General features: G+C 58.4%; 19 protein-coding genes. 15 read left to right on the top strand and 4 right to left on the bottom strand.

Annotated features, from left to right (window positions below; translation table 11 throughout):
• Positions 1–66 precede the first annotated feature (66 nt).
• Entirely contained in the window at positions 67–2,514 is a 2,448-nt protein-coding gene (locus tag Q674_RS30315) for a DUF349 domain-containing protein (RefSeq protein ID WP_023008822.1), read from the top strand.
• A gap of 4 nt (positions 2,515–2,518) precedes the next feature.
• On the opposite strand, the gene Q674_RS30310 is transcribed toward Q674_RS30315, so the two are convergent.
• Positions 2,519–2,782: a late competence development ComFB family protein gene (locus Q674_RS30310; protein ID WP_014421950.1), complete on the bottom strand. Its 264-nt coding sequence runs from the start codon at positions 2,780–2,782 to the stop codon at positions 2,519–2,521.
• Between the two features lie 186 nt (positions 2,783–2,968).
• On the opposite strand from Q674_RS30310, the gene Q674_RS30305 reads away from it, so the two are divergent.
• The 4 genes from Q674_RS30305 (at position 2,969) to Q674_RS30290 (ending at position 9,553) form a co-directional block, all read left to right on the top strand.
• Entirely contained in the window at positions 2,969–4,177 is a 1,209-nt protein-coding gene (locus tag Q674_RS30305; protein ID WP_023008821.1) for an acetyl-CoA C-acetyltransferase, read from the top strand.
• Positions 4,178–4,206: 29 nt separating this feature from the next.
• Positions 4,207–6,357 carry a 3-hydroxyacyl-CoA dehydrogenase NAD-binding domain-containing protein gene (locus tag Q674_RS30300; protein WP_023008820.1) on the top strand — a complete coding sequence of 717 codons (2,151 nt, stop codon included), beginning with the start codon at positions 4,207–4,209 and terminating at the stop codon, positions 6,355–6,357.
• A 244-nt stretch (positions 6,358–6,601) separates the two neighbouring features.
• Positions 6,602–8,767, top strand: a complete 2,166-nt coding sequence (locus Q674_RS30295; RefSeq protein WP_023008819.1) for a carboxy terminal-processing peptidase — start codon at positions 6,602–6,604, stop codon at positions 8,765–8,767.
• Positions 8,768–8,770: 3 nt separating this feature from the next.
• The gene (locus tag Q674_RS30290; protein WP_023008818.1) at positions 8,771–9,553 is read left to right on the top strand and encodes a helix-turn-helix domain-containing protein; all 783 of its coding nucleotides are present in this window, start codon (positions 8,771–8,773) and stop codon (positions 9,551–9,553) included.
• Here Q674_RS30290 and mtnA read toward each other — a convergent pair.
• Positions 9,546–10,601: an S-methyl-5-thioribose-1-phosphate isomerase gene (mtnA, locus tag Q674_RS30285; RefSeq protein ID WP_152526066.1), complete on the bottom strand. Its 1,056-nt coding sequence runs from the start codon at positions 10,599–10,601 to the stop codon at positions 9,546–9,548. The two genes, Q674_RS30290 and mtnA, sit on opposite strands and share 8 nt — an antisense overlap.
• Positions 10,602–10,804: 203 nt before the next feature.
• Here mtnA and Q674_RS30280 point away from each other — a divergent pair, with 203 nt between their 5' ends.
• The 8 genes from Q674_RS30280 (at position 10,805) to rdgC (ending at position 16,646) form a co-directional block, all read left to right on the top strand.
• Positions 10,805–12,133 carry a TRZ/ATZ family hydrolase gene (locus tag Q674_RS30280; protein ID WP_023008816.1) on the top strand — a complete coding sequence of 443 codons (1,329 nt, stop codon included), beginning with the start codon at positions 10,805–10,807 and terminating at the stop codon, positions 12,131–12,133.
• Between the two features lie 21 nt (positions 12,134–12,154).
• Positions 12,155–12,871, top strand: a complete 717-nt coding sequence (gene ubiG / locus Q674_RS30275) for a bifunctional 2-polyprenyl-6-hydroxyphenol methylase/3-demethylubiquinol 3-O-methyltransferase UbiG (RefSeq protein ID WP_023008815.1) — start codon at positions 12,155–12,157, stop codon at positions 12,869–12,871.
• Positions 12,861–13,526, top strand: coding sequence for a phosphoglycolate phosphatase (gene gph, locus Q674_RS30270; RefSeq protein WP_023008814.1), 666 nt, complete (start codon positions 12,861–12,863; stop codon positions 13,524–13,526). The genes ubiG and gph overlap by 11 nt, the downstream gene beginning before the upstream one ends.
• 63 nt (positions 13,527–13,589) lie before the next feature.
• Positions 13,590–14,342 carry a YciK family oxidoreductase gene (locus Q674_RS30265; RefSeq protein ID WP_023008813.1) on the top strand — a complete coding sequence of 251 codons (753 nt, stop codon included), beginning with the start codon at positions 13,590–13,592 and terminating at the stop codon, positions 14,340–14,342.
• Complete coding sequence (locus tag Q674_RS30260) at positions 14,342–14,575, top strand: glutaredoxin family protein (protein WP_011785957.1); 234 nt, start codon at positions 14,342–14,344, stop codon at positions 14,573–14,575. The genes Q674_RS30265 and Q674_RS30260 overlap by 1 nt, the downstream gene beginning before the upstream one ends.
• A gap of 12 nt (positions 14,576–14,587) precedes the next feature.
• The gene (gene yaaA / locus Q674_RS30255) at positions 14,588–15,358 is read left to right on the top strand and encodes a peroxide stress protein YaaA (protein ID WP_023008812.1); all 771 of its coding nucleotides are present in this window, start codon (positions 14,588–14,590) and stop codon (positions 15,356–15,358) included.
• A 60-nt stretch (positions 15,359–15,418) separates the two neighbouring features.
• Positions 15,419–15,619 carry a DUF2788 domain-containing protein gene (locus tag Q674_RS30250; protein ID WP_011785959.1) on the top strand — a complete coding sequence of 67 codons (201 nt, stop codon included), beginning with the start codon at positions 15,419–15,421 and terminating at the stop codon, positions 15,617–15,619.
• Positions 15,620–15,719: 100 nt separating this feature from the next.
• The gene (gene rdgC, locus Q674_RS30245; RefSeq protein WP_014421962.1) at positions 15,720–16,646 is read left to right on the top strand and encodes a recombination-associated protein RdgC; all 927 of its coding nucleotides are present in this window, start codon (positions 15,720–15,722) and stop codon (positions 16,644–16,646) included.
• A gap of 12 nt (positions 16,647–16,658) precedes the next feature.
• Here rdgC and Q674_RS30240 read toward each other — a convergent pair whose 3' ends face one another.
• Positions 16,659–19,406 (bottom strand): GNAT family N-acetyltransferase, encoded by a 2,748-nt coding sequence (locus tag Q674_RS30240; protein WP_014421963.1) that lies wholly within the window; start codon positions 19,404–19,406, stop codon positions 16,659–16,661.
• A 203-nt stretch (positions 19,407–19,609) separates the two neighbouring features.
• Between Q674_RS30240 and Q674_RS30235 the strand changes: the two genes are divergently transcribed.
• Complete coding sequence (locus tag Q674_RS30235) at positions 19,610–20,536, top strand: histone deacetylase family protein (protein WP_022992893.1); 927 nt, start codon at positions 19,610–19,612, stop codon at positions 20,534–20,536.
• A gap of 22 nt (positions 20,537–20,558) precedes the next feature.
• Here Q674_RS30235 and Q674_RS30230 read toward each other — a convergent pair whose 3' ends face one another.
• Positions 20,559–21,488, bottom strand: coding sequence for a flagellar protein MotY (locus Q674_RS30230; protein ID WP_011785963.1), 930 nt, complete (start codon positions 21,486–21,488; stop codon positions 20,559–20,561).
• Positions 21,489–21,646: 158 nt separating this feature from the next.
• Between Q674_RS30230 and pyrC the strand changes: the two genes are divergently transcribed.
• Entirely contained in the window at positions 21,647–22,678 is a 1,032-nt protein-coding gene (gene pyrC, locus Q674_RS30225) for a dihydroorotase (RefSeq protein ID WP_023008811.1), read from the top strand.
• Positions 22,679–22,714 lie beyond the last annotated feature (36 nt).

Below are 22,714 nucleotides of genomic sequence, written 5' to 3'. Positions count from 1 at the left end.
TCGGGCCGGAAGGCGGAGATACTCTGCCGCCACCGCAAACTGGTTGCAATCCCAAGGATACCGTTTATGGCTGCATTCATTCAGAAATTGTTCAAGAACCGCAAAACCCTCTCACCCGTAAGCGACAAGGCATCCGAAAAACAGCAAAGCAACCAACCAACCGAAGAAGACAACCGACAGCAGTTGCGCCAGCAGCAGGAACGCCAGCTTGACGCCAGCCCTGAACAATCGGAACTCGCGGCTCTGGCAGTAGAAGGTGTGACCTCCGCCATTCGATTGCAGGCAGCGAGCCAGATTGACCAGGAAGAGCACCTACAGGCGGTGCTGAAACAGGCAAAAGGCCGCGATAAAAGTGTTTACCAGACTGTCAAACAGTCACTTCAAACCCTGAAGGAACAACAGGCCAGCGAAGCGGCCATCCAGCATCGCATCACTGAACTGGTCAGCCAGGCACAGGAGCAGGCCAGAAGCGAAGACACCAAGCTCTACGAGGCCCGACTGAACGCTCTCCAGGACCACTGGCAAAGCGTTGAAAACAAGGCCAGCGCAGAGCAGACCCAACAATTCCTGCAAGCGGTCCACCAGATTCGTGAACGCCAGAAGCAACTGGATGAGACGCGCCAGGAAGAGCAGCGGCACCTTGATCAGAAGCAGCAACGGCAGGAAACGCTGGAACTGCTGCAGCAAACCCTGAACCAGCTTAAAGCCGCAGCGCCCTCTGGACTTCCCTCAGAATCTGCCCTCGATGCGTTGCAGAAAACCCAGGAAAACCGATGGCTGGAAGCCACGCGGGACACCCAGGTGGACAAACAGGAGCAGAAGCAATACGAACAGGCCATGCTGGCTCTGCGCAACTACCTTGGTGCGGTGCGGCGCCTGAATCTGGCACGACCACAAATCGGTGAGCTGGAAAGCAACGATATCGACAGCCCTCAGGCTGTCGCAAAAGCACTGCTTCAGGAAGTGGCCTGGCCGCAGGATTTCCCGCTACCCCAGGCCCTTGCAGAACTGCGGGCCCTGGCCGGCAAGCCGCGCGCCCAGCCCACGTCAGACGGAACCCGGGAACAGCAGCAAGCAAATGCGGCCGCTCTCAATACCACACTGCCCAAACTGGAAGCCGCCCTGGAAGCAAAACAGTTCCGTGAATCCCGCCAGCTCCTGAAAACAGCCCAGAACCAGTTTCAGGCGCTTGATGATCGCCACCGCAAGAACGTCCAGGCCAAGATGCAGTTACTTGCCGGCCAGTTCCGGGAACTGAGCGATTGGCAGGGATTCGCCACCGAGCCCAAGCAGGTCTCTCTGTGCGAACAGATGGAATATCTGGCGGAACAACCGATGGAGCCGGAGGCCAAGGCAGAGCGAATCAAAGAACTGCAGAACGAATGGCGAGAACTCGGCGGCTCGTCCGACCGAACCCTCTGGAATCGTTTCAAAGCGGCGTCCGATCAGGCCTATGAGCCCTGCAAAGCCTACTTCGAGGCAAAAGCCGATCTCAAACAGGCCAACCTGCAGAAACGGGAAGCCATCTGTGAGGAACTTGAACGCTTCCTCGCGCAGGCAGACTGGACCAGTATTGACTGGAAAGGTGCCGAACGGATTCATCAGACCGCCCGTCAGGAATGGAAAGCGGCCTGGCCGGTAGACTTCCGGGATAACCGCCAGGTACAGAAGCGGTTTGACGACCTGCTGAAGAACCTGGAGCGGCCCCTGGACGAGGAGCGACAGAAAAACGAGGCCGCCAAACAGGCGATTGTCGAGCGGGCTCAGGCGTTGATTGACCATGAACCTCTTCAGGAGGCCATGGATCAGGCCAAAGCCCTGCAATCGGAATGGAAGCGTATCGGTATCACCCGCCACCGCGAAGATCGCAAGCTCTGGCAGGCGTTCCGCCAAGCCTGCGACCAGATCTTCGAGCGACGCGATGCCCAGCGGTCTGCACAGCAACAAGCGACCGAGAAGGCTGACGCCGACGCTCGCGCAGTGGTTGCCAAATACCGCGATCTCGGCACAGAGGCTGACGATGCGCTGATCAATGAAGCCAAAACCGAACTCAGGCCGTTAGCCGATATGCCGCTTTCACGACCGGTTCGGGGCGAAGTACAAGACCTTCGTCAGCATCTGACAGAGCTGGGGCAGCGCAAAAAGCTGAAAGCCAGACTGGATAACTGGAAGACTCTGATCAAAGAGCGTGTGAGTGGCGCCCTTGCCCCGGAACAGGTTCCTTCAAACTGGCAGAATCTGGTTAACGGCGCGACCTCTCTTACAGGTAGAGACCTGGTGATCAGGGCGGAGATCGTTGCCGGCCAGGAGACTCCGGACTCAGACCAGGGACGGCGTATGGAAATCCAGGTTCAGCGTCTGGCCGAAGGTCTGGGTGGTGGCGATCAAACCACACCTGAGCAGGAACTGGAAAGGCTGATCGCACTCTGGTGCCTGCACCCGGAGATGAACGACCAGAGCGCAGAACATGCTGGTCGACTGGTTCAGGCTTTGGAAAGCCACCTGCAGCACTAAAGCATCATTCTCTCTGATGCTGCCTTACAAAATCCCTGGCTTGCCTGACCGCAGCCAGGGATTTTTCTTTCATCTCCTTTAATTCCTCATCGGCAAGGTAGAACATCATATCGATGGTGTGCCGATAGTACCTGGCCGGCAAACGATTCAGAGCCACACACATCACGTCGGTCAGATAATCCGCTGTGTCCGACTCCTCCCGGGTCGCATCGATCGCATCCAGCACCAGCCTTTCGTAGAAATTATCGATAGCATCTCTCAGAGACATGGTTACACCTGCCTGCTTTATAGGATCAATCTTTATTCAAGATAGAAGTCACAAGCGTTTGTGTCATTGTCCCTGAGCAATTTCGCCAATGGGATTGGCAGCGGCTGTCATTACCGGGGACTACACTGAACCGCTATGGTTATCACTCTTTGAAAACAAGCCCGGATAACAATCAGAGGAACAGATATGACCACCGAGGCGTACATTTTCGATGCCGTTCGCACCCCCCGCGGCCGCGGCAAGAAAGATGGTTCACTGCACAGCGTTAAGCCGATCACGCTGCTCACTACCGTGCTCAAGGCTCTGGAAGAGCGTAACCGGCTCGACACTTCTCAGGTAGATGATGTCGTCATGGGCTGCGTCACCGCCGTGGGTGACCAGGGCGCGGATATCGCCAAGACGGCGGCACTGGCCGCTGATTGGGATGAGAAAGTCGCCGGCGTAACCCTGAACCGCTTCTGCGCCTCCGGCCTGGAAGCCGTGAACCTGGCCGCCATGAAAGTGCGCTCCGGGTGGGAAGACATGGTGGTTGCCGGTGGTGTAGAGGCAATGTCGCGCGTACCCATGGGTTCCGATGGAGGCGCCTGGGCGACCGACCCGGAAACCAACCTGCATACAGGTTTCATGCCTCAAGGTATCGGCGCCGACCTGATCGCTACTCTGGAAGGCTTCACTCGTGAAGATGTCGATGGCTTTGCGGTGAAGTCCCAGCAAAAAGCCGCCCACGCCTGGGAAAAGGGTTATTTCGCCAAATCCATCGTGCCGGTTACTGATCAGAACGGCGTGGTCATACTGGACCGGGACGAGCACGTGCGCGGCAACACTACCGTGGAATCCCTGGCAGGCCTCAAGCCCTCGTTCCAGATGATGGGCGAGATGGGCTTTGACGGCGTCGCCCGGGAAAAATACCACTACGTGGAGAAGATCAACCACGTGCACCACGCCGGCAACTCCTCCGGCATTGTCGACGGTGCCACCGCCATGCTGATTGGCAGCGAAGCCAAGGGCAAGGAGCTCGGCCTCAAGCCACGCGCCCGCATCGTTGCCACTGCGGTTACCAGCACAGACCCCACCATTATGCTCACCGGCCCTGCCCCGGCTGCCCGCAAGGCACTGGAGAAAGCCGGTATGACGGTGGACCAGATCGACCTGTTTGAAGTGAACGAAGCCTTCGCGTCAGTGGTGATGCGCTTCCAGAAAGAGTTGTCCGTTCCGGACGAGAAAGTGAATGTGAACGGCGGCGCCATCGCCATGGGCCACCCACTGGGTGCCACCGGCGCCATCATCCTCGGCACCCTGCTGGATGAACTGGAACGCCGTGAACTGCGCTACGGCCTGGCCACGTTGTGCGTGGGCGGCGGCATGGGCATTGCCACCATCATCGAGCGCGTCTGAACGCCACTTTCATATAAAAGGAACCGACCATGAGTGCCATCAAATACGACCTGGGTTCAGACCAGATTCTGACCCTGACCATCGACATGCCGGGCCAGTCCGCCAACACCATGAATGGCGAGTTTCGAACTGCACTGACCGAAGCCGTCAATAAGGTCAAAAGCGACCTGGATAATGTCAAAGGCATTATCATTACCTCCGCCAAGAAAAGCTTCTTTGCCGGCGGCGACCTGAATGAGCTATACACAGTGACCCGCGAACAGGCCAAAGATTTTGAAGACATGGTCAACGGCCTGAAAGCCGACATGCGGGTGCTGGAAACCTGTGGCAAACCTGTCGTGGCGGCTATCAACGGCACCGCTCTGGGTGGTGGCCTGGAACTCGCCCTGGCCTGCCATCATCGCGTTGCCATTGATGATGACCGGACCCAACTGGGCTTACCGGAAGTCACCCTGGGCCTGCTGCCCGGCGGTGGCGGCACCCAGCGACTGCCCCGGATGATTGGCCTGGAAGCCGCCTTCCCATTCCTGATGGAGGGTAAGAAGGTAAATCCAAAAGCCGCTCTGAAGGCCGGTATCGTGGATGAGCTGGCCAGCTCACCGGAAGACATGATCGCCAAGGCCGGGGCCTTCATCGAAGCCAATCCCAGGTGCCAGCAACCCTGGGATCAGAAAGGCTTCCGCTTCCCCGGCGGAGCTCCGCATCATCCGGCCATGGCCCAGAAACTGGCCATTGCACCGGCCATGCTCAAACAGAAGACCAAAGGCTGCTATCCGGCACCGGAACGGATTCTGGCAGCAGCGGTGGAAGGCGCCCAGGTGGATTTCGACAATGGCAGCCTGATTGAAACCCGTTACTTTGCCGAGCTGGCCACCGGCCAGGTGGCCAAAAACATGACGGGCACTTTCTGGTTCCAGCTCAACGCCATCAAGGCCGGCGGCAGTCGCCCGGATGGCGTAGAAAAGGAAAGCTTCAAGAAAGTCGGCGTACTGGGTGCAGGCATGATGGGCGCTGGTATCGCCTACTCCACTGCCAGCCGCGGCATTGAGGTGGTGCTGAAGGATGTCTCGGTTGAAAACGCCGAGAAAGGCAAAAGCTATTCCGAAAATCTCCTGGCGAAGAAAGTCAGTCGCGGCCGCATGACCGAAGCCCAGAAAGACGAAGTGTTGGCCCGCATCAACGCCACCGCCTCTGCCGACGACCTGGAAGGTTGCGACCTGATCATCGAGGCAGTCTTTGAAGACAGCGATCTGAAGGCAAAGGTTACCCAGGAATCCGAGCCGAAAATGGTCGCTAACGGCATCTTTGCCTCCAACACCTCCACCATCCCCATCACCCAGTTGGCCCAGGCCTCGGCCAAGCCGGACAACTTTATCGGCCTGCACTTCTTCTCCCCGGTGGACAAGATGCAACTGGTGGAAATCATCGTCGGCGAGAAAACCTCCGATGACACCCTGGCCCGGGCGTTCGATTACGTGCAGCAGATAGGCAAGATTCCCATTGTGGTGAACGACAGCCGCGGCTTCTTTACCTCTCGGGTATTTGGCACCTTCGTGAACGAAGGTATCAGCATGCTGGCCGAGGGCATTCACCCCTCAAGCATCGAGAATGCCGGACTGCTGGCCGGCATGCCGGTAGGACCGCTGGCCATCTCTGACGAAGTCAGCATGACCCTGATGCAGCACATCCGCGCCCAAAGCAAGAAAGACACGGAAGCCGCCGGCGGTACCTGGCAGCCGCATCCGGCCGAAGCCGTCATCGATGCCATGGTGGATACCCACGGACGTAAGGGTAAAGCCGCCGGTGCCGGTTTCTACGAGTATCCGGAAAAGGGCAAAAAATACCTGTGGCCGGAACTGGAAAACCTGTTCGTGGACCAGGACAAGGCACGCCGTGTGAAGCTACAGGATCTGAAAGATCGCATCCTGTTCATGCAGGCCATCGAGACCATCCGCTGTCTTGAGGAGGGAGTGCTGAGAACCGTGGAAGACGCCAACATTGGCAGCATCTTCGGTATTGGCTACGCGCCCTGGACCGGCGGTGCCATCCAGTTCGTCAACCAGTATGGCGTTCGGGCCTTTGCGGAGCGGGCGCAGCAGCTGGCAGACCAGTACGGAGAGCGATTCACGCCGCCATCCCTGTTGCTTCAGAAAGCCGAACGCAACGAAACCTTTAGCTGACCCTGCCGGCCGGAGGGCCCAAACCCTCCGGCCACCTCTACCCTCACACTCCCGACAGTTTACTTCCGGTCACACGCCCCCATAGTTAGCCTCAGGCTGAAACGTATATGGACATATTGTCACGAAGCTATACCCCTGGCCTATGGCAACAGGTGTAGCGGTTGCCTACAATAAATTGAACAGTCACGGGTATTCACCCCCATTGTCATTGGTGGCGATTCCCAGCAGCTTCAGGTATGCATTTATGACCATTGCGGAAAACTCCATGCAGCGCCCTTCCCTGACTTCCCTCACCCGGAAAGCAGGCGCGGTCACGGCTCTGGCCCTGGGCCTCCTTGTCTCCGGCGCCTACGCAAAGATTGACGACTCCGCCAGGTATGAGCCGGTTGCGCCCACGATTGACCAGGCCCGCGCCAATATTCTGATTGCCCGGCAGCTGCAGTTCACGCATTTCCGCAATCTCGGCATCAGCGACGAACTGTCCGGCGATGTTTTCGATGCCTACCTGAATTACCTGGACAGCCAGAGAATCTACCTGACCCAGGAAGACATTGATGCCCTCTCCCGGGTCAAGAAACACCTGGGGTCAGCGCTCAAAACCGGCCAACTCCAGCCGGGCTTTGATATTTACAACCTGGTTCAACAGCGGGTTATCGAACGCCTGAAGTTCGCCCTGGGGCTCATTGACAACGGTATTGAGCAACTGGACTTCGCTGCCGATGACAGGATTCGCGTCGACCGTTCCGAGGCGCCCTGGGAGGCAAACCAGGCCGCTCTGGACGAGCTCTGGACGAAGCGTATTAAAAACGCGGTTCTGGCCCAGAGACTGAACGGCGCAGACGATGAAGCGATCGAAGAGACGCTGCGCCGCCGCTATGAAGGGCAACTCAAACGCGCGTACCAGGCCCGCAGCGAAGATGCATTCCAGGCTTACATGAATGCCTTTACCGGTATGTGGGACCCTCACACATCCTACTTTTCGCCCCGAACCTCCGAGAACTTCAATATCAACATGAGTCTCTCGCTGGAGGGCATCGGTGCGGTACTGCAATCCGATAACGAGTACACCAAGGTAGTGCGTCTGGTACCCGGTGGCCCGGCCTCCAAGCAAGGTCAGCTGCAGCCTGCCGACCGCATCGTCTCGGTTGCCCAGGGCGAGGAAAAGCCTGTAAACGTGATCGGCTGGCGCCTGGACGAGGTAGTGGATCTGATCCGCGGCCCCCGTAATTCCACCGTAACCCTGGAAGTAATACCGGCCAACGCCAGTGACGAGACCATCACGCGCACCATCGCCATCAAGCGCGACGAGGTGAAGCTGGAGGAGCAAAGCGCCAGCAAAGACGTGATTGAACTGGACCGAAACGGCGAGACCTATCGTATCGGGGTCATCAATATCCCCACCTTCTACGCCGATTTCCAGGCCATGCAGGCTGGCGATCCAAACTACAAAAGCACCACCCGCGATGTGCGTAAACTGATTGAGGAACTCAAGGCCAGCGGGGTGGATGGCGTGGTCATGGATCTTCGCAATAACGGCGGTGGCGCACTGCACGAAGCCAACGACCTGGTTGGCCTGTTTATCGACGAGGGCCCCACGGTCCAGATCCGTAACGCCAACAACGATGTTCAGGTACTGGAAGACGAGGACCCATCCGTGGTCTACGACGGCCCTCTGGTGGTGCTGGTCAACCGAATGAGCGCCTCCGCTTCTGAAATTTTCGCTGGCGCTATCCAGGATTATGGCCGCGGCCTGGTGGTTGGCTCCCAAACCTTCGGCAAGGGGACGGTTCAGGCCGTGCGGCCACTGAACCACGGCCAGCTGAAAATCACCCAGTCCAAGTTTTACCGGGTTTCCGGCGGTTCCACCCAGCACAAAGGGGTGATCCCGGACATCGAAATTCCGTCGCGCATCGATAAAACCCGAATTGGCGAGGACGCTCTGGACCACGCCCTGCCCTGGGATCAGATCGAGGCCGTTCCCCATGCCCGCTACTTCGACTTCACCGACGTAATTGATGAACTTCGGGATCGTCACGAAGAGCGGTTCGCCACCAACCCGGAGTTCAAACTGCTACAGAAGGAAATCGAGTTCCTTAACCGCCAGCGACAGATGGATTACGTCAGCCTGAACGTGGACGAGCGCAAGAATCAGCACAACCAGATCGAACAGACCCGACTGACCATTGCCAATGCCCGCCGGGAACTGAAGGGCGAGGAACCGTTTGAAGACCTGGAGGCTCTGGAAGACTGGCAGGATCAACAGGCGGCAGACCTGGACAACACTGACGAAGAACTGGATTTTGTGATTCAGGAAGGCGGACACATCATGGCCGACCTGCTGGAGCTTGACCAGCGTATGGCATCGATTCTGATGCCCACCCAGTTTGCGGCCAAGGCTGAGGCACGATAAAACATGGCTGAGCAGCCGTCCGGGGAAAGCAGCCAGAGCACCCAACAGCGCGCCCGGGTATTCCGGGACATGCTACTGGACGCCCTGCACGCCATGTATTCCATGGACGAAGCTGAAGGCCTGGAATCCTCCGCTCCGAAAGATAAAACCTCAGACGGAGTACTGGAACGCATTGCCGGATTAACCGGTTCGGCACTTCGCCTGGGTGCCCGGGCAACCGACACCTCCCTGCGGGTCGGTCGGGCCCTGATCAACTCTCAGGATCAGTTGCGGGCCATGCTGACAGCCGGCCAGTCGCTGAAAGACATACGGGAAGTTGCGGGCCTCACGCTCTCTGAAATGAGTGAAGCCCTGAACCTCAAAGACAAATCTTTGCTGGAAGCCATTGAAAATGGCACCTCCACCCTCTCCTTCGAGCTGATCCTGAGGCTGGCCGCCCTGGTGGCCCGCAACGATCCAATCCCGTTTATCATGCGCACCACCCGGAACTACAATCCCGAGGTGTGGCAGATACTCAACGATTGGGGCATTGGCCGGATTCCGCTCCAGTTCGAGCGGGAACGGGAATTCATCAACATCTTCCGCCGGCACGATGATGCCCGGAACCTGTCGGATGAAGGCTTCCGCAAAGTGCTGGAATTCACCCGCCAGAGCTTCGAGATGTCACTGCACTTTATAGAACAACAGGAAAAGGAAGTGGCAGAGCTGAAAGCTGGCATGAAGACTGCCGAGCCAGCGCCGGACAAGCCGGCAACCAGCTCCGGGGCCAAACGGAACGTCAGGTAAACAACGCCCGCATTCCGGTGATATTGGGGTTACGCACTGCGCCTTTTTCGGTCACGATGGCATCAATCAGGCTGGCCGGTGTCACGTCAAACACCGGGTTGAAGACCTGAACACCGGCCGGCGCCAGGGGAATCCCGCGAATTTCACGCACCTCGGTGCCATCCCGCTCTTCGATTGGAATATCCTTGCCGGACGCCAGCGCCATATCGACGGTGCTGGAGGGAGCCACCACCATAAACCCGATCTTGTGGTGCCGAGCCAGGACCGCCAGGTTGTAGGTACCAATCTTGTTCGCCACATCACCGTTGGCGGTTATCCGGTCGGCACCCACAACAATCCACTTAACCTTACCGGAAGCCATAATGGCCGCAGCCGCGCCATCGGCATTGAGCGTAACGGGAATATGGTCCCGGGTCAGCTCCCAGGCGGTTAACCGGCTGCCCTGAAGCCAGGGCCGAGTTTCGTCGGCATAGACCCGTTTCAACAGTTTTTCCTCGTGCAAACGGCGAATCACCCCCAACGCGGTCCCGTATCCTCCGGTGGCAAGAGCACCGGTGTTACAGTGGGTCAGCACTGCGATCGGCTTGTCAGGGTTCATCACCTCCAGCGCATAATCTGCCATGGCCAGATTGGCAGCCAGGTCATCCTCATGCAGACGAACCGCCTCTGCCGCCAGCCGTTCGGTTGCTTCGTCCAGAGAATGGCAGGCGTGGAAGACCTTTTCCATGCGCTCCAGCGCCCAGAACAGGTTCACCGCCGTAGGCCGGGATTTCGCTAATACTCGAATAGCCTGTTTGATCTCGGCCTGCCAATCGCCTCCGCCTGCGTGGCGCGCTGCCAGGGCCACCCCGTACGCAGCACTGATGCCGATGGCCGGTGCCCCACGCACCACCATATCCGTTATGCACTGGGCCACCGCCGAGGCACCATCAGCCACAATCCAGTGCTCCTCTGCCGGGAGCAGGCGTTGATCCAGCAATTCCAGCCTGTCCCCGTGCCAGCGCATTGCCACCGTCCCGATGGAACGATTGGAAGATCGACCTGCCATAAACAACTCCCGAACCAAAGAAAAACAGCGAGTATAGCCCTATCAAACCAGATTGACTGCCCTGATTTGAAGAGGCTTGATGAATGTCTGGAAAATCGCAGCACAGCGGCCACCACCGGGGTAGTTCTGCCTGACCGCGCTGGTTATACTTGCCCATTGAATTTCAAGGCGCCTCCGGTGCCCCGAACCCGCAAGGCAGGTTAATGACGGCAGAAACCATCACCGCAGCCGATACCCGAATCAACGCCCGCTGGCTGATTCCCGTCGAACCCTTCGGGGTTGTCCTTGAACACCAGGCCGTAATCCTTCAAGGCAGCCGAATTCTGGCGATCGTGCCGCAGGCTGAGGCAGACCAGAGTTATCGCACCCGGGAAACCCTCGACCTGAACCAGCATGTTGTCCTGCCCGGGCTGATCAACCTGCACGGCCACACCGCCATGTCCCTGTTCCGGGGCCTGGCTGACGACCTGCCGTTGATGACCTGGCTGAATGATCATATCTGGCCTGCAGAGGGCAAGTTTGTCAGCGAGCAGTTCGTGGCAGACGGCACGCGCCTGGCCATGGCAGAGATGCTCCGCACCGGCACCACCACGTTTTCGGATATGTACTTCTTCCCGGAAGTGACTGCCCAGGCAGCCCACGACACCGGCATGCGTGCACAGATCTGCTTTCCTCTGATGGATATGCCAACGGTATGGGGTTCAGGGCCAGAAGAATACCTGCGCAAAGGTGCGGACCTTATTGAACAATGGCAGCGGGATGACTACATCATGCCTGCCATTGGGCCCCACGCCCCTTACACCGTTTCCGACGGTCCTCTGGGTGCCGCCGTGGAATTAGCTCAGCAAACCGGTGCCGCCATTCAACTGCATTTGCACGAAACCGCCTTTGAAGTAGCGGAAGCGGTAAAAGCCAGCGGGCAGCGACCACTGGCGCGTATGGCAGACCTGGGTGTTCTCGGCGCCAATACGCAGTGTGTACACATGACCCAGATCGACGAATCCGACCTGGCTCATCTGAAAATGACCAGCGCCCATGTTGTCCATTGCCCGGAGTCCAACCTGAAACTGGCGAGCGGGTTCTGTCCGGTACAGAAACTGCTGGATCACGATATCAATGTCACCATCGGGACCGATGGGGCCGCCAGCAACAACGATCTGGATCTGTTCGGCGAACTGAAAACCGCCGCAATGGTAGCCAAGGCTGTGGCGGACGATGCGGCAGCCCTGTCGGCTCACAAAGCGCTGGAGATGGCGACCCTCAGTGGTGCCCGAGCCCTGGGGCGGGACCATGACATCGGCTCCCTGGTGGCGGGCAAACTGGCAGATCTGATCGCCGTCGACTTGAGCGACCCCTATCTGCAGCCTGTCTACGATCCCGCTTCGCACCTGGTTTACAGCAACCACGGCCGGGCAGTAAGCCACAGCTGGATTCATGGCGTACCACAATTACAGGATGGCAGACTAACCCGCATCGACGTACCAGATCTGGTTCTGCGGGTGAACGAATGGCGCAAACAGATTCTCAGCTGATTATCCGGAGTAACCCCGAACATGAACAACCAGAACGTAGACCAGAACGAGATTGCGAAATTCGAGGCGCTCGCCAGCCGCTGGTGGGACCCGACCAGTGAATTCAAACCCCTGCACGACATCAACCCGTTGCGACTGAATTACATCGACGAGCGCGTCTCGCTGGCCGGCAAACGGGCTCTGGACGTTGGCTGCGGCGGCGGTCTGCTGTCCGAAGGCATGGCACTTCGGGGCGCCCATGTTACCGGTATCGACATGGGCGAGGCGCCATTGTCGGTGGCCAAGCTCCATGGCCTGGAGTCCGGCGTGAAGGTGGACTATCGCCAGACCACCATTGAGGAACTGGCGCGGGATCCTGAACATGCCGGCCAGTATGACGTGGTTACCTGTCTGGAAATGCTCGAACATGTACCCGACCCGGCATCGGTTATTCGAGCCTGCGCCAGTATGCTGAAACCCGGCGGCCACCTGTTCGTGTCGACCATCAATCGCAACCCCAAGTCGTTCCTCTTTGCCATTGTCGGTGCCGAATACGTTCTGAACTTATTGCCCAAGGGCACCCATGAGTGGAAGAAGTTTATCCGCCCATCGGAAATGTCCGACCATCTTCGCCATGCCGGGCTGGAAGTCCGCGAGCTCACCGGCATGACCTACAACCCTATCACTAGGGTGTACAAGCTTGGACGGGATGTAGACGTCAATTACCTGATGCATGCCCGGGATACCCGTGAAGACTGAGCAGACACCGGCGGCGGTGCTCTTCGACCTGGACGGCACCCTGATTGACACCGCCCCGGATTTCATCCGCTGCCTGAACCAGCTCCGACAGCAACACGGCATGCCGGCACTGCCCGCAGAACAGATCCGGCGCTCGGTTTCCAACGGCGCCCGGGCGATGATTCGGGTGGGATTCGGGCTGGAGCCCGAACACGAGGGTTATCCTGAAAAGCACACGGCCTTTCTCGATCTCTATGAAACCGGTGTGGCCGTTGAAACCAGCCTGTTCCCGGGCATGGACGAGTTGCTGAGCAGCCTTGAGAGCCGGGGCATTCCCTGGGGGATTGTCACCAACAAGCCCGCACGCTTCGCAGTGCCCCTGATCGAAGCCCTGGGCCTGGCGCAACGCTGTGCCGCCCTGATTTGCCCGGACCATGTGGCTGAACGCAAGCCGCACCCGGAGTCACTGCTGCTGGCCTGCCGTCAGATTCAGGTGGAACCGATAAAATCTGTTTATGTCGGTGATCATGAACGGGACATTGAAGCGGGCCGGAACGCTGGAATGTACACCATCGCGGTGCGTTACGGCTACATAGAGCAACCGGAGACCGTTGACCTGTGGCAAGCCGACCGCATCGCCGATACCGTCAGCGACCTGACAAAGCTGTTACAATAGCGCCCAATTATTTTCGACCGGGCTGGCCAAGGCCCGGTCCGGCCTGATTTACGGAGACAGGTTATGCAAGATTACCAGGCACCCGCCGATCTTCTGAAAGACCGCATTGTCATGGTAACCGGTGCCGGCAGTGGTATCGGACGCGCTGCCGCCAAAGCCTATGCTGCCCATGGCGCCACCGTCATACTGGTTGGGCGTACGGTCTCGCGGCTGGAGGAAGTCTACGACGAGATTGAAGCCGCTGGCCACCCCAAACCTGCCATCGTGCCTATGAACTTTGAAGGGGCGGCGGTCAAGGATTATGAAGAGCTGGCCATGACCCTGGAAGACAATTTCGGTCGCCTGGATGGCCTCCTGCACAATGCCGGAATTCTGGGTGCTCGCAGCCCGGTTGAGCTGTACGATCCGGAAACCTGGAACAAGGTCATGCACGTGAATGCCACAGCGCCATTCCTGCTGAGCCGGGCGATGATTCCGCTGCTGCGCAAATCCGATGACGCCTCCATGATCTTTACCTCTTCCGGCGTTGGTCGGCAGGCACGGGCATACTGGGGCGCCTACGCCGTCTCCAAGTTTGCCGTTGAGGGCCTGGCCCAGTTACTCGCCGACGAACTGGACGACGAGCGCCACAATATCCGGGTAAACAGCCTGAACCCGGGCGCGACTCGCACAGGCATGCGGGTGCTGGCCTACCCGGCGGAAGATCCGAAGAAAAACCCGGACCCGGAGCAGCTGATGCCCGTTTACCTGTATCTGATGGGCCGGGACAGCAAAGGCGTTCATGGCCAGCAAATTGACGCGCAGCCGAAAAAATAATGGAACTGCTTTTTTACACCACAACCCAGTGCCATTTGTGCGAACTGGCAGAGGCGCTGCTGGTCAGCACCCCGATGCCCGAGCCCATTCCGGTGGATGTGGTGGACATTGCCCAGTCCGAAGCCCTGGTGGAGCGCTACGGCACCCGCATCCCGGTGCTGCGCCGCAACGACACCGGGGCGGAGCTGGACTGGCCGTTCACCAGGGACCAGTTACTCACGTTTCTGCAATGAGGATCCTCCGACATGCTGATGATCATCTCCCCTGCCAAGACTCTGGATTATGAGAGCCCCCTGGCAACGGAAACCCATACCCAACCGGACTTCCTGGACGATGCCTGTGAACTGATTGACCAGCTCAAGGAGCTGGAACCACATCAGGTCAGCAACCTGATGAGCATCAGCGACAAACTCGGGCAACTGAACGCCGAGCGCTTCCAGAGCTGGCACACACCGTTTACGCCGGATAATGCCCGGCAGGCCGTTCTGGCGTTCAAGGGCGACGTCTATACCGGTCTGGATGCCGAGAGTTTCAGTAGTGAGGATTTCAGTTTTGCCCAGAAACACCTGCGGATTCTCTCCGGCCTCTACGGACTGCTGAAACCGCTGGACCTGATGCAGCCCTACCGACTGGAAATGGGCACCCGGTTTGAAAATACCCGGGGCAAAGACCTGTACGCGTTCTGGGGCAGCAAGATTACCGATGCCCTGAACCAGCTCCTGGCCAGCGACGACAAGGTGCTGGTGAATCTGGCCTCCAACGAATACTTCAAGAGCGTGCAGAAAAAACACCTGGACGCCCGCCTCGTTACCCCCCAGTTCAAGGACTGGAAAAACGGCCAGTACAAGATGATCAGCTTCTACGCCAAGAAAGCCCGGGGGCTGATGTGCCGTTACGCCATCCAGAATCGAATTACCCAGGCTGATGATCTCAAAGGCTTCAACCTGGAGGGGTACTATTTCAGCGAAGACCAATCCGATAACAACAACTGGGTTTTCCTGCGGGACGAGCAGTAGTCAGGCGGTTTTCCGACCTGTGTTTAACACCTTCAGACATCTGTTGATATCGGAGTAGCAATGAACGAAGCAGTATTTTCCCAGATCGCCATGCTGGTGTTTCTGACCGGCCTTATTGCCTGGATGGGCTTCATTGTTTGGGATCTGGCCAAGAAATCCCAGGCCGGCAAATTCGGCACCATCGCCCTGTTCACCGTGCTTGGCGCCGGTGTTGTCGGCTTTATCGTGAAAACCGTGCTGGTGGAGGTTATGCAGATCTGACCGGCCTGCCGTCACTTTACGGCTACCGCCTGGTAGCCGTATCATCCCTTCCCCTTTTTTCGATTCGACAAGCTCCGACCTGACGCAAGGATTCAGACCCATGTGGTTTCGTAATGCCCGTGTTTTCCGTTTCACCAAACCTTTCGATATTTCCGCAGAAGCGCTGGAAGAGAAACTCCAGGCGGACGCATTCAAACCCTGTGGTCCTCAGGAAACCAATCGCCAGGGCTGGGTTCCGCCCCTGGGTAAGCATGGCGACCAACTGGTGCACAGCGCCAACGGTTATCACCTGATTGCCCTGAGAAAAGAAGAGAAGATCCTGCCCGGGCCGGTGGTGAAGGAAGCTGTGGAAGAGCGTGCCGAAGCCATTGAGCTGGAGCAGGGCCGAAAGGTGCGCCGGAAGGAAAAAGACGAACTGAAAGAACAGGTGATGCTGGAAATGCTGCCCCAGGCGTTTTCACGCAACCGCCGATGCTTTGCTTACCTGGCCCCTCAGGACGGCGTGCTGGTGGTTGATGCCGGCTCTGCGAAACAGGCCGAAGATCTAGCCTCCACCCTGCGCAAGAGCCTGGGATCACTGCCTGTGCGCCCGCCGGCGGTTGAGCAATCCCCCGCCTTCACCTTCACCGGCTGGCTGAACGAAAGCATTGATCACCCTGCCAACATTACCCTGGGCAGCGAATGCGAACTGAAAGACCCGTCAGAAGATGGCGGCGTGGTACGCTGTAAAGGCCTTGATCTCAGAGCCGACGAGATCCGCAACCACCTGGAAGCTGGCATGCAGGTGACCAAGCTGGCCCTGACCTGGGACGACAATGTCTCGTTCGTACTGGACGAAGAGCTGGGCATACGCCGGCTGAAATTCGGTGAAACCCTGCAAGAGCAACTGGACGACGTCGATGTCGACGACGCCCTGGCCAAGTTTGATGCAGCTTTCACCATCATGACTCTGGAGCTGTCACGGCTGATTCCCGGGCTGCTGGAAGCCCTGGGCGGAGAAGATCGCTCCGCCATCGTCGAGGAGTAAAGGAACGGGGGGCTACAGATGCCCCCCTTTGCCGAGCCGTTCCTTCTGCCAGTCTTTCTGCGGCTCGTTCAATACCAGCCGCAGATCCATCACTTCTTCCTCCGGGTTGTATTTGATTTCGAACCCCAGATGCTCGGCCAGCTGCAACATCGGCCGGTTGTCCGGCAAAACATTGCCGATCATTTCCATGGTGCCCCGGGCACGGCAATAATCAATCATCTTCTGCATAAGGGCCACGCCCAGGCCTTCGCCTTTCATCCGGTCATCTACCATGACGGCGAACTCGCAACGCAGATTGTCGGCATCGGTCCAGGTACGCACCGTACCCAGGGTCTCTTCGCCTTCACCATCTTCACGGGGCGCATTGGCGATGAACACCATTTCCCGGTCATAGTCGATTTGCACCATCTGGGCCACGTCTTCCCGGGAAAAATGCTTGCGGTACTGGAAGAATCGGTAACGGATGGATTCCGGAGACTGATGCTCGTGAAACAGCCGATGAGCAGGCTCATCCTCCGCCAGCACCGGGCGAATAATCACGCGGCGACCGGATTTGGGCAATACCAGCCACTCCTCCAGCTCTCGCGGGTAGGGCTGGATAATGGGCTTGATCGGATGTTCATCCAGGTCAATGGCGATGTTTACAGCAACGGCGCCCTGCTCATTGAATAGCAATGGCGAGATTTCCAGGCCCTTGATCTCTGGTATATCGATCACAATCTGTGACAGCGTCACCAGGGTTTCGGACACCGCCCGGATATCCTCTTCCGGCTTCAGGCTGTGTTCTTTAAGCAGTTTGTACATGTAAGTACGCCGCAGCAGCTCGCGGGCCAGCACCATGTTCAGGGGCGGCAACGCAATCTGGCGATCGGTCATGATATTGATCTGGGCACCGGCTGCCCCGCAAACCACCAGCGGCCCGAACACCTCATCACGAGTGATCCCCACACTGAACTCGATGCCGCCAACATGCTGGTAGGAACGCTGGACGGCAAAACCCAGGAACCCGCTTTTCGGGAAATGCTCCCGATATTCGTCCATCAGGAAGCGGCAGCTGTCGATGATCACCTGTTCGCTGTTGAGCTTTTTGACCGTGCCCTTATAGCGGCGCTGGGTCGGGCTCAGATCCAGGAACGGATAACACACATCTTCGTGGATAACAGTTACATCAATGGGGCGGCGCTCGACTGCGAAGACCTCCAGCACCTCTTCCACGTCATCACAGTAGACGGTTTCAATGGTATTGATGCCATAGTCGCAAATCACCCGCCGGGCTTCCCGGTTGGACAGATGCCGCCGGCCATCCCGCAAGGCCCTGGCGACCAGTTTGCGGGTGTTGGCCCGGTCGGCGAAGTGGTCTGTAAACGATTCGGGCGTCTCGGTCAGCAGCCGCTGAATGCGCTGATGCCGAACATGCTGCATGAACGCCATCACCGCTTTTTCCGGGTTAAAGAACGATGGCAGCCCAGCCCGGTAAAACTCTTCCCGGGAATCCATCACCGTGCTCTGCCCCAACCAGCAGGTAAAGATGTTCAGGCGGGTGCCCTTGGACGCCTGCACCACGGAATCGGCAATCTGCAGGCTGTCTTCGATCAGTGTGGGTGCGTACATCACCAGCACGTTAGCCACGTTCGGGTCCTTCGCCAGAATCTTGATGGCCTTGCCATAGAGCTCGGGCGTGGCATCATAGTTAAGGTCAATGGGGTTCTTGCGGGTCCAGTACGGCGGCAACAGTTCTCCCAGTTCCCTGACCGTATCTTCCGACAGCTCCGCCAGTTCACCGCCGAGATCCGCCAGCCGATCCACTGCCAATACGCCGGGGCCCACGCCGTTGGCCATGATGGCCAGGGATTCCCGACGCAGCGGGCGCATCCGGGTCAGGGTTTCCAGGGCATCAAACATCTGGCCAAGCCCGTCCACCCTCAACACACCGGCGCGCTGAAGCATGGCATCGTAGACCGGGTCGCTGCGTTTGATACCAGCGGGCAAGGCATGGGTAAACCACTCGGATTCGGGCACCCGTCCGGATTTCACCGCAATCACAGGCTTGGTTCGGGAGGCCACCCGCACCGCTGACATGAAACGCCTGGGATTGGGGATGTTTTCAATGTGCAGAAGAATCGCCCGGGTCTGGGTGTCCTGGGCCAGATAGTCGATCAGGTCGTCGTGATCGATGTCCATGCCATCACCCAGGGTCAGGAAGTAAGAGAAGCCCACCCCCCTGGCAAAAGCCCAGTCCAGCACCGAACTGGCAATGGTGCCGGACTGCCCCACGAAGGCAACGCGGCCGGGAATGGCCCCCATATGGGCATAGGTGGCGTTCAGATGCCGCGCCGGCACCATCAAACCGATGGTGTTGGGACCCAGCACGCGGATGCCGGTCTCCCGGGCGGCATCGCGTACTGAATACATCAATGGCTGGCCGGTTTTACTGTGAGTCCGGGACATGCCCCCGGTCATTACAATGGCGGTACGCACGCCACATTCACCCAGCTTGCGGATCATTTTCGGCACCGTGTCCGGCGGGGTACAGATGATCGCGAGGTCCGGACTGAAATCCAGTTTGGACACTTTGCGCACACAGGGCACCCCGTGCACGTTTTCGTAGTCGCTCTGGTTGACCACCACGAGCCGGCCCGGATAGCCGCCGCCCAGCAGGTTCCGCAACACCATACCCCCGAGGTTGTCAGCGCGTTCCGAGGCGCCAATAACGGCAATGGATTCAGGATTGAACAGGCTTTCCAGATAGCGGGTACTCAACGCGGCTCTCCCAGTGGTGTGCGCGACAGGAATGTACAAACTTCAATAAAACGGCTTGCTTATCAGTGTATACCTTATCTTAGGTGGCGATTTCATGATGTAAATCGACTAACGAGTTATTAGACCAAAGAAATACGACAGGCTTCGGTTATCCCTGATAACATGAAAGCGATAATAAGCATATTCAGGTTCAGGCATTACCCATGACCACGGCATTTTTTTCCCACGACGACTGCAAGAAACACAACATGGGCCCGGAGCACCCGGAAAGCCCTGAGCGTCTTTCAAGCATTCTCGCCTACCTCGCGGATACCAACCTGCAACAGGAACTGGACTGGGTTCGTCCGGAAGAAATCACCCGGGACCAACTGCTGACCGTGCATCCGGAAAGCTATCTGCACCAGTTGGACCTGATGCAGCCAACCCGGGGCCGGGTGTTCACCGACCCGGACACCGCGATGATGCCGGACACCCTGAGAGCGGCGAAGCTGGCCGCGGGGGGCAATGTGCAGGCTGTCGATATGGTGATGAGCAGCCAGGTAACCAACGCCTTTGTCTGCGCCCGGCCACCGGGACACCACGCCGAACGTGCCAAGTCGATGGGGTTCTGTTTCTATAACAATATCGCCCTGGCGGCGATGCGGGCGCTCACCTTCCATCACCTTGAGCGGGTGGCCATTGTCGATTTCGATGTGCATCAGGGTAACGGCACGGTAGATATTGTCAGTGGTGATGAACGCATACTGATGTGTTCCAGCTTTCAGCATCCGTTTTATCCGCATTCCCACGTGCACCGGCAGGCCGACAATATTGTCAATGCGCCGATTGCAGCCGACTGTTCAGCGGCTGAGTACCGCAAGACGGTTGAAGCCGCCTGGCTCAAGAAACTGCAGGATTTTCGTCCGCAACTGGTGTTGATCTCGGCAGGCTTTGACGGGCATCGGCTGGACCCCATGGCGGAGCTGAATCTGGAAACCGAGGATTATCGATGGTTAACGGAAATGCTGGTGAGTGTCGCCCATGACCACTCCAACGACCGCATCATCTCCACGCTGGAAGGCGGGTATCACCTGAAAGCCCTGGCAGAGGGTGTGGCCGCGCACCTGGAAGTCCTGAACGCAGTATATTGAAACTCGGGATGGCGTGTTCCGGCTATCCCGAAAACTCGCTCCCCATACCGTTAGCCTGCAGCAGTTCCGGGCGCTCACCCTGGCGTTGCAAACGAATGGTGGTGCGGCGGTTATCAGCCGGCCGGCGGGAAACCGGATACTGATCACCGTGGGCCCGGACCGTCAGCATAGTCTCATCGATTCCCCTGGATTTGAGATACTCGGCCACCACGTTGGCTCTTTCCTCCGACAGCGCGCGGTTATCAATCCGGCTACCAATACTGTCGGAATGGCCGTCCACGAAGATTCTTTCTACCGTGCTGTCGGCCATCACGTAGGTCACAATATTGTCGAGCAAGTTCATGTCTGCCTGTGACAGGCTGGTACTCCCGCTGGCAAACGGAACCCGGCTGCGCCGAACCTGGTCGAAGTTAACCGGCAGCAGACTGGCAACGCATTCACGATAGCCGGCGTACGGGCCGGAAAAATTCACATTCGACAACTGCACCCGCACGGGCTGGCCGCTGTATACCGCGGCTCGGGTTACTGTCGGCTGCATACCTCGGGACAACCCCTGGGCAATCAACACCGCTTCCCGATTCCCCAGGTTCACCGAGCGCGGACTATCCGTTACCTGCACAGCACCAATGGGGCTCGGTGGAACTCCTGGCCGCCAGGGCGGCGCTTCAACCACTAACTGGCCCTGGCCGGGGCGCATCACACTCAGATCCGATTCGAGATAGAAACGCAGGTCTTCCCCTGCCCGGTGCCTGAGCACGGCGCGGCCAAAGCCAGGAACCTCATGGACAAGGGAACACTCAAAGACCGACTCGGAGAGATACCACTGGCTGTTTTCAATACCGGCACCATAACTGGATGACAGCACAGGCGCAGAGGGCAATGACATCAACCCTGCCGTCGCCAGCAATTTCAGCAATCTGCTCTGCCTGAAGAACCAATTGGGTGAAACCATAGGAATGCCCCGTGGAGCCTTTAAACCAGTGAACTAACCGGTTAACGGCGACCCGACCGGGAACTTGAGCCGGATAACTTACGATCAGGTTAAAAACATCTGCTTTTCGCTTCTGATATAATCCGCGAAATTTTGCGCTCGCTTTCGGATACCTTCTCATGACCCGACAGATAACCATCACACGCCCGGACGACTGGCACCTGCACGTGCGCGACGGCGACATTCTGAACGATGTGGTGCCCGCCACCGCCGCCTGCTTCGGCCGCGCTATCATCATGCCTAACCTGGTGCCGCCGGTAACCGATGCCAGCGCAGCCATGGCGTACAGGGATCGCATTCTGGCCGCGGCCCGGGGAACGGACTTCCAGCCCCTGATGACCCTGTATCTGACCGAGAGCACCACCGCCGAGACCATTCGTGAAGCCAAAGCCGCCGGCGTAGTGGCAGCGAAACTGTACCCGGCTGGCGCCACCACCAACTCTGCCTCCGGCGTAACGGACATTCGCAATATCTACCCGGTGCTGGAGGCGATGGCGGATTGCGGCATGCTGTTGCTGGTACACGGCGAGGTGACCGACAGCGACATCGATATTTTCGATCGGGAAAAGGTGTTTCTGGAGCGGGTTCTGGCGCCCACGCTGACTGCGTTCCCGTCGCTCCGGGTGGTTCTTGAGCATATCACCACTGCCGATTCGGCCGAGTTTGTCCGTAACCATCAGGGCAATAACCTAGGGGCAACTCTCACACCGCAGCATCTGATGTATAACCGCAATCACATGCTGGTCGGCGGTATTCGCCCACACCTTTACTGCCTGCCCATCCTCAAGCGCAACAAGCATCAGGAAGCGCTAAGAGAGGTCGTGGCCAGCGGCGATCCCCGCTTCTTCCTGGGCACGGATTCTGCCCCACACGCGAAAGACAAGAAGGAAGCCGCCTGCGGCTGTGCTGGCTGTTACTCCGCCTACGGCGCCATCGGCCTGTATGCCGATATCTTCGAGGAACTGGGCATTCTGGACAAGCTGGAAGCCTTTGCCAGCTTCAACGGCGCCGATTTCTATGGCCTGCCCCGGAACACCGACACCGTGACGCTGGTGCGGGAACCCTGGACCATGCCGGAGAACCTGCCTCTGGCCAGCGGCGGAATTGTTCCGTTGAAGGCTGGCGAAACCGTTAACTGGCGCCTGGCGTAAACCCTATTCATTCACTACCACGAACATCGGAGTTCG

Origin of the sequence: Marinobacter sp. EVN1, from assembly GCF_000475375.1 — a bacterium.
Classification (GTDB): domain Bacteria; phylum Pseudomonadota; class Gammaproteobacteria; order Pseudomonadales; family Oleiphilaceae; genus Marinobacter; species Marinobacter nauticus.
This window is presented reverse-complemented; position numbering and strand designations above follow the sequence as displayed.

Excerpts from the sequence above, each read along its gene's own strand:
- Q674_RS30260 (WP_011785957.1), top strand. The coding sequence starts at position 14,342 with ATGGAACTGCTTTTTTACACCACAACCCAGTGCCATTTGTGCGAACTG.
- Q674_RS30310 (WP_014421950.1), bottom strand. The coding sequence starts at position 2,782 with ATGTCTCTGAGAGATGCTATCGATAATTTCTACGAAAGGCTGGTGCTG.
- mtnA (WP_152526066.1), bottom strand. The coding sequence starts at position 10,601 with ATGGCAGGTCGATCTTCCAATCGTTCCATCGGGACGGTGGCAATGCGC.
- Q674_RS30290 (WP_023008818.1), top strand. The coding sequence starts at position 8,771 with ATGGCTGAGCAGCCGTCCGGGGAAAGCAGCCAGAGCACCCAACAGCGC.
- Q674_RS30235 (WP_022992893.1), top strand. The coding sequence starts at position 19,610 with ATGACCACGGCATTTTTTTCCCACGACGACTGCAAGAAACACAACATG.
- Q674_RS30300 (WP_023008820.1), top strand. The coding sequence starts at position 4,207 with ATGAGTGCCATCAAATACGACCTGGGTTCAGACCAGATTCTGACCCTG.
- Q674_RS30295 (WP_023008819.1), top strand. The coding sequence starts at position 6,602 with ATGACCATTGCGGAAAACTCCATGCAGCGCCCTTCCCTGACTTCCCTC.
- rdgC (WP_014421962.1), top strand. The coding sequence starts at position 15,720 with ATGTGGTTTCGTAATGCCCGTGTTTTCCGTTTCACCAAACCTTTCGAT.
- yaaA (WP_023008812.1), top strand. The coding sequence starts at position 14,588 with ATGCTGATGATCATCTCCCCTGCCAAGACTCTGGATTATGAGAGCCCC.
- Q674_RS30305 (WP_023008821.1), top strand. The coding sequence starts at position 2,969 with ATGACCACCGAGGCGTACATTTTCGATGCCGTTCGCACCCCCCGCGGC.
- Q674_RS30315 (WP_023008822.1), top strand. The coding sequence starts at position 67 with ATGGCTGCATTCATTCAGAAATTGTTCAAGAACCGCAAAACCCTCTCA.
- ubiG (WP_023008815.1), top strand. The coding sequence starts at position 12,155 with ATGAACAACCAGAACGTAGACCAGAACGAGATTGCGAAATTCGAGGCG.
- Q674_RS30265 (WP_023008813.1), top strand. The coding sequence starts at position 13,590 with ATGCAAGATTACCAGGCACCCGCCGATCTTCTGAAAGACCGCATTGTC.
- Q674_RS30280 (WP_023008816.1), top strand. The coding sequence starts at position 10,805 with ATGACGGCAGAAACCATCACCGCAGCCGATACCCGAATCAACGCCCGC.
- pyrC (WP_023008811.1), top strand. The coding sequence starts at position 21,647 with ATGACCCGACAGATAACCATCACACGCCCGGACGACTGGCACCTGCAC.
- Q674_RS30250 (WP_011785959.1), top strand. The coding sequence starts at position 15,419 with ATGAACGAAGCAGTATTTTCCCAGATCGCCATGCTGGTGTTTCTGACC.
- Q674_RS30230 (WP_011785963.1), bottom strand. The coding sequence starts at position 21,488 with ATGGTTTCACCCAATTGGTTCTTCAGGCAGAGCAGATTGCTGAAATTG.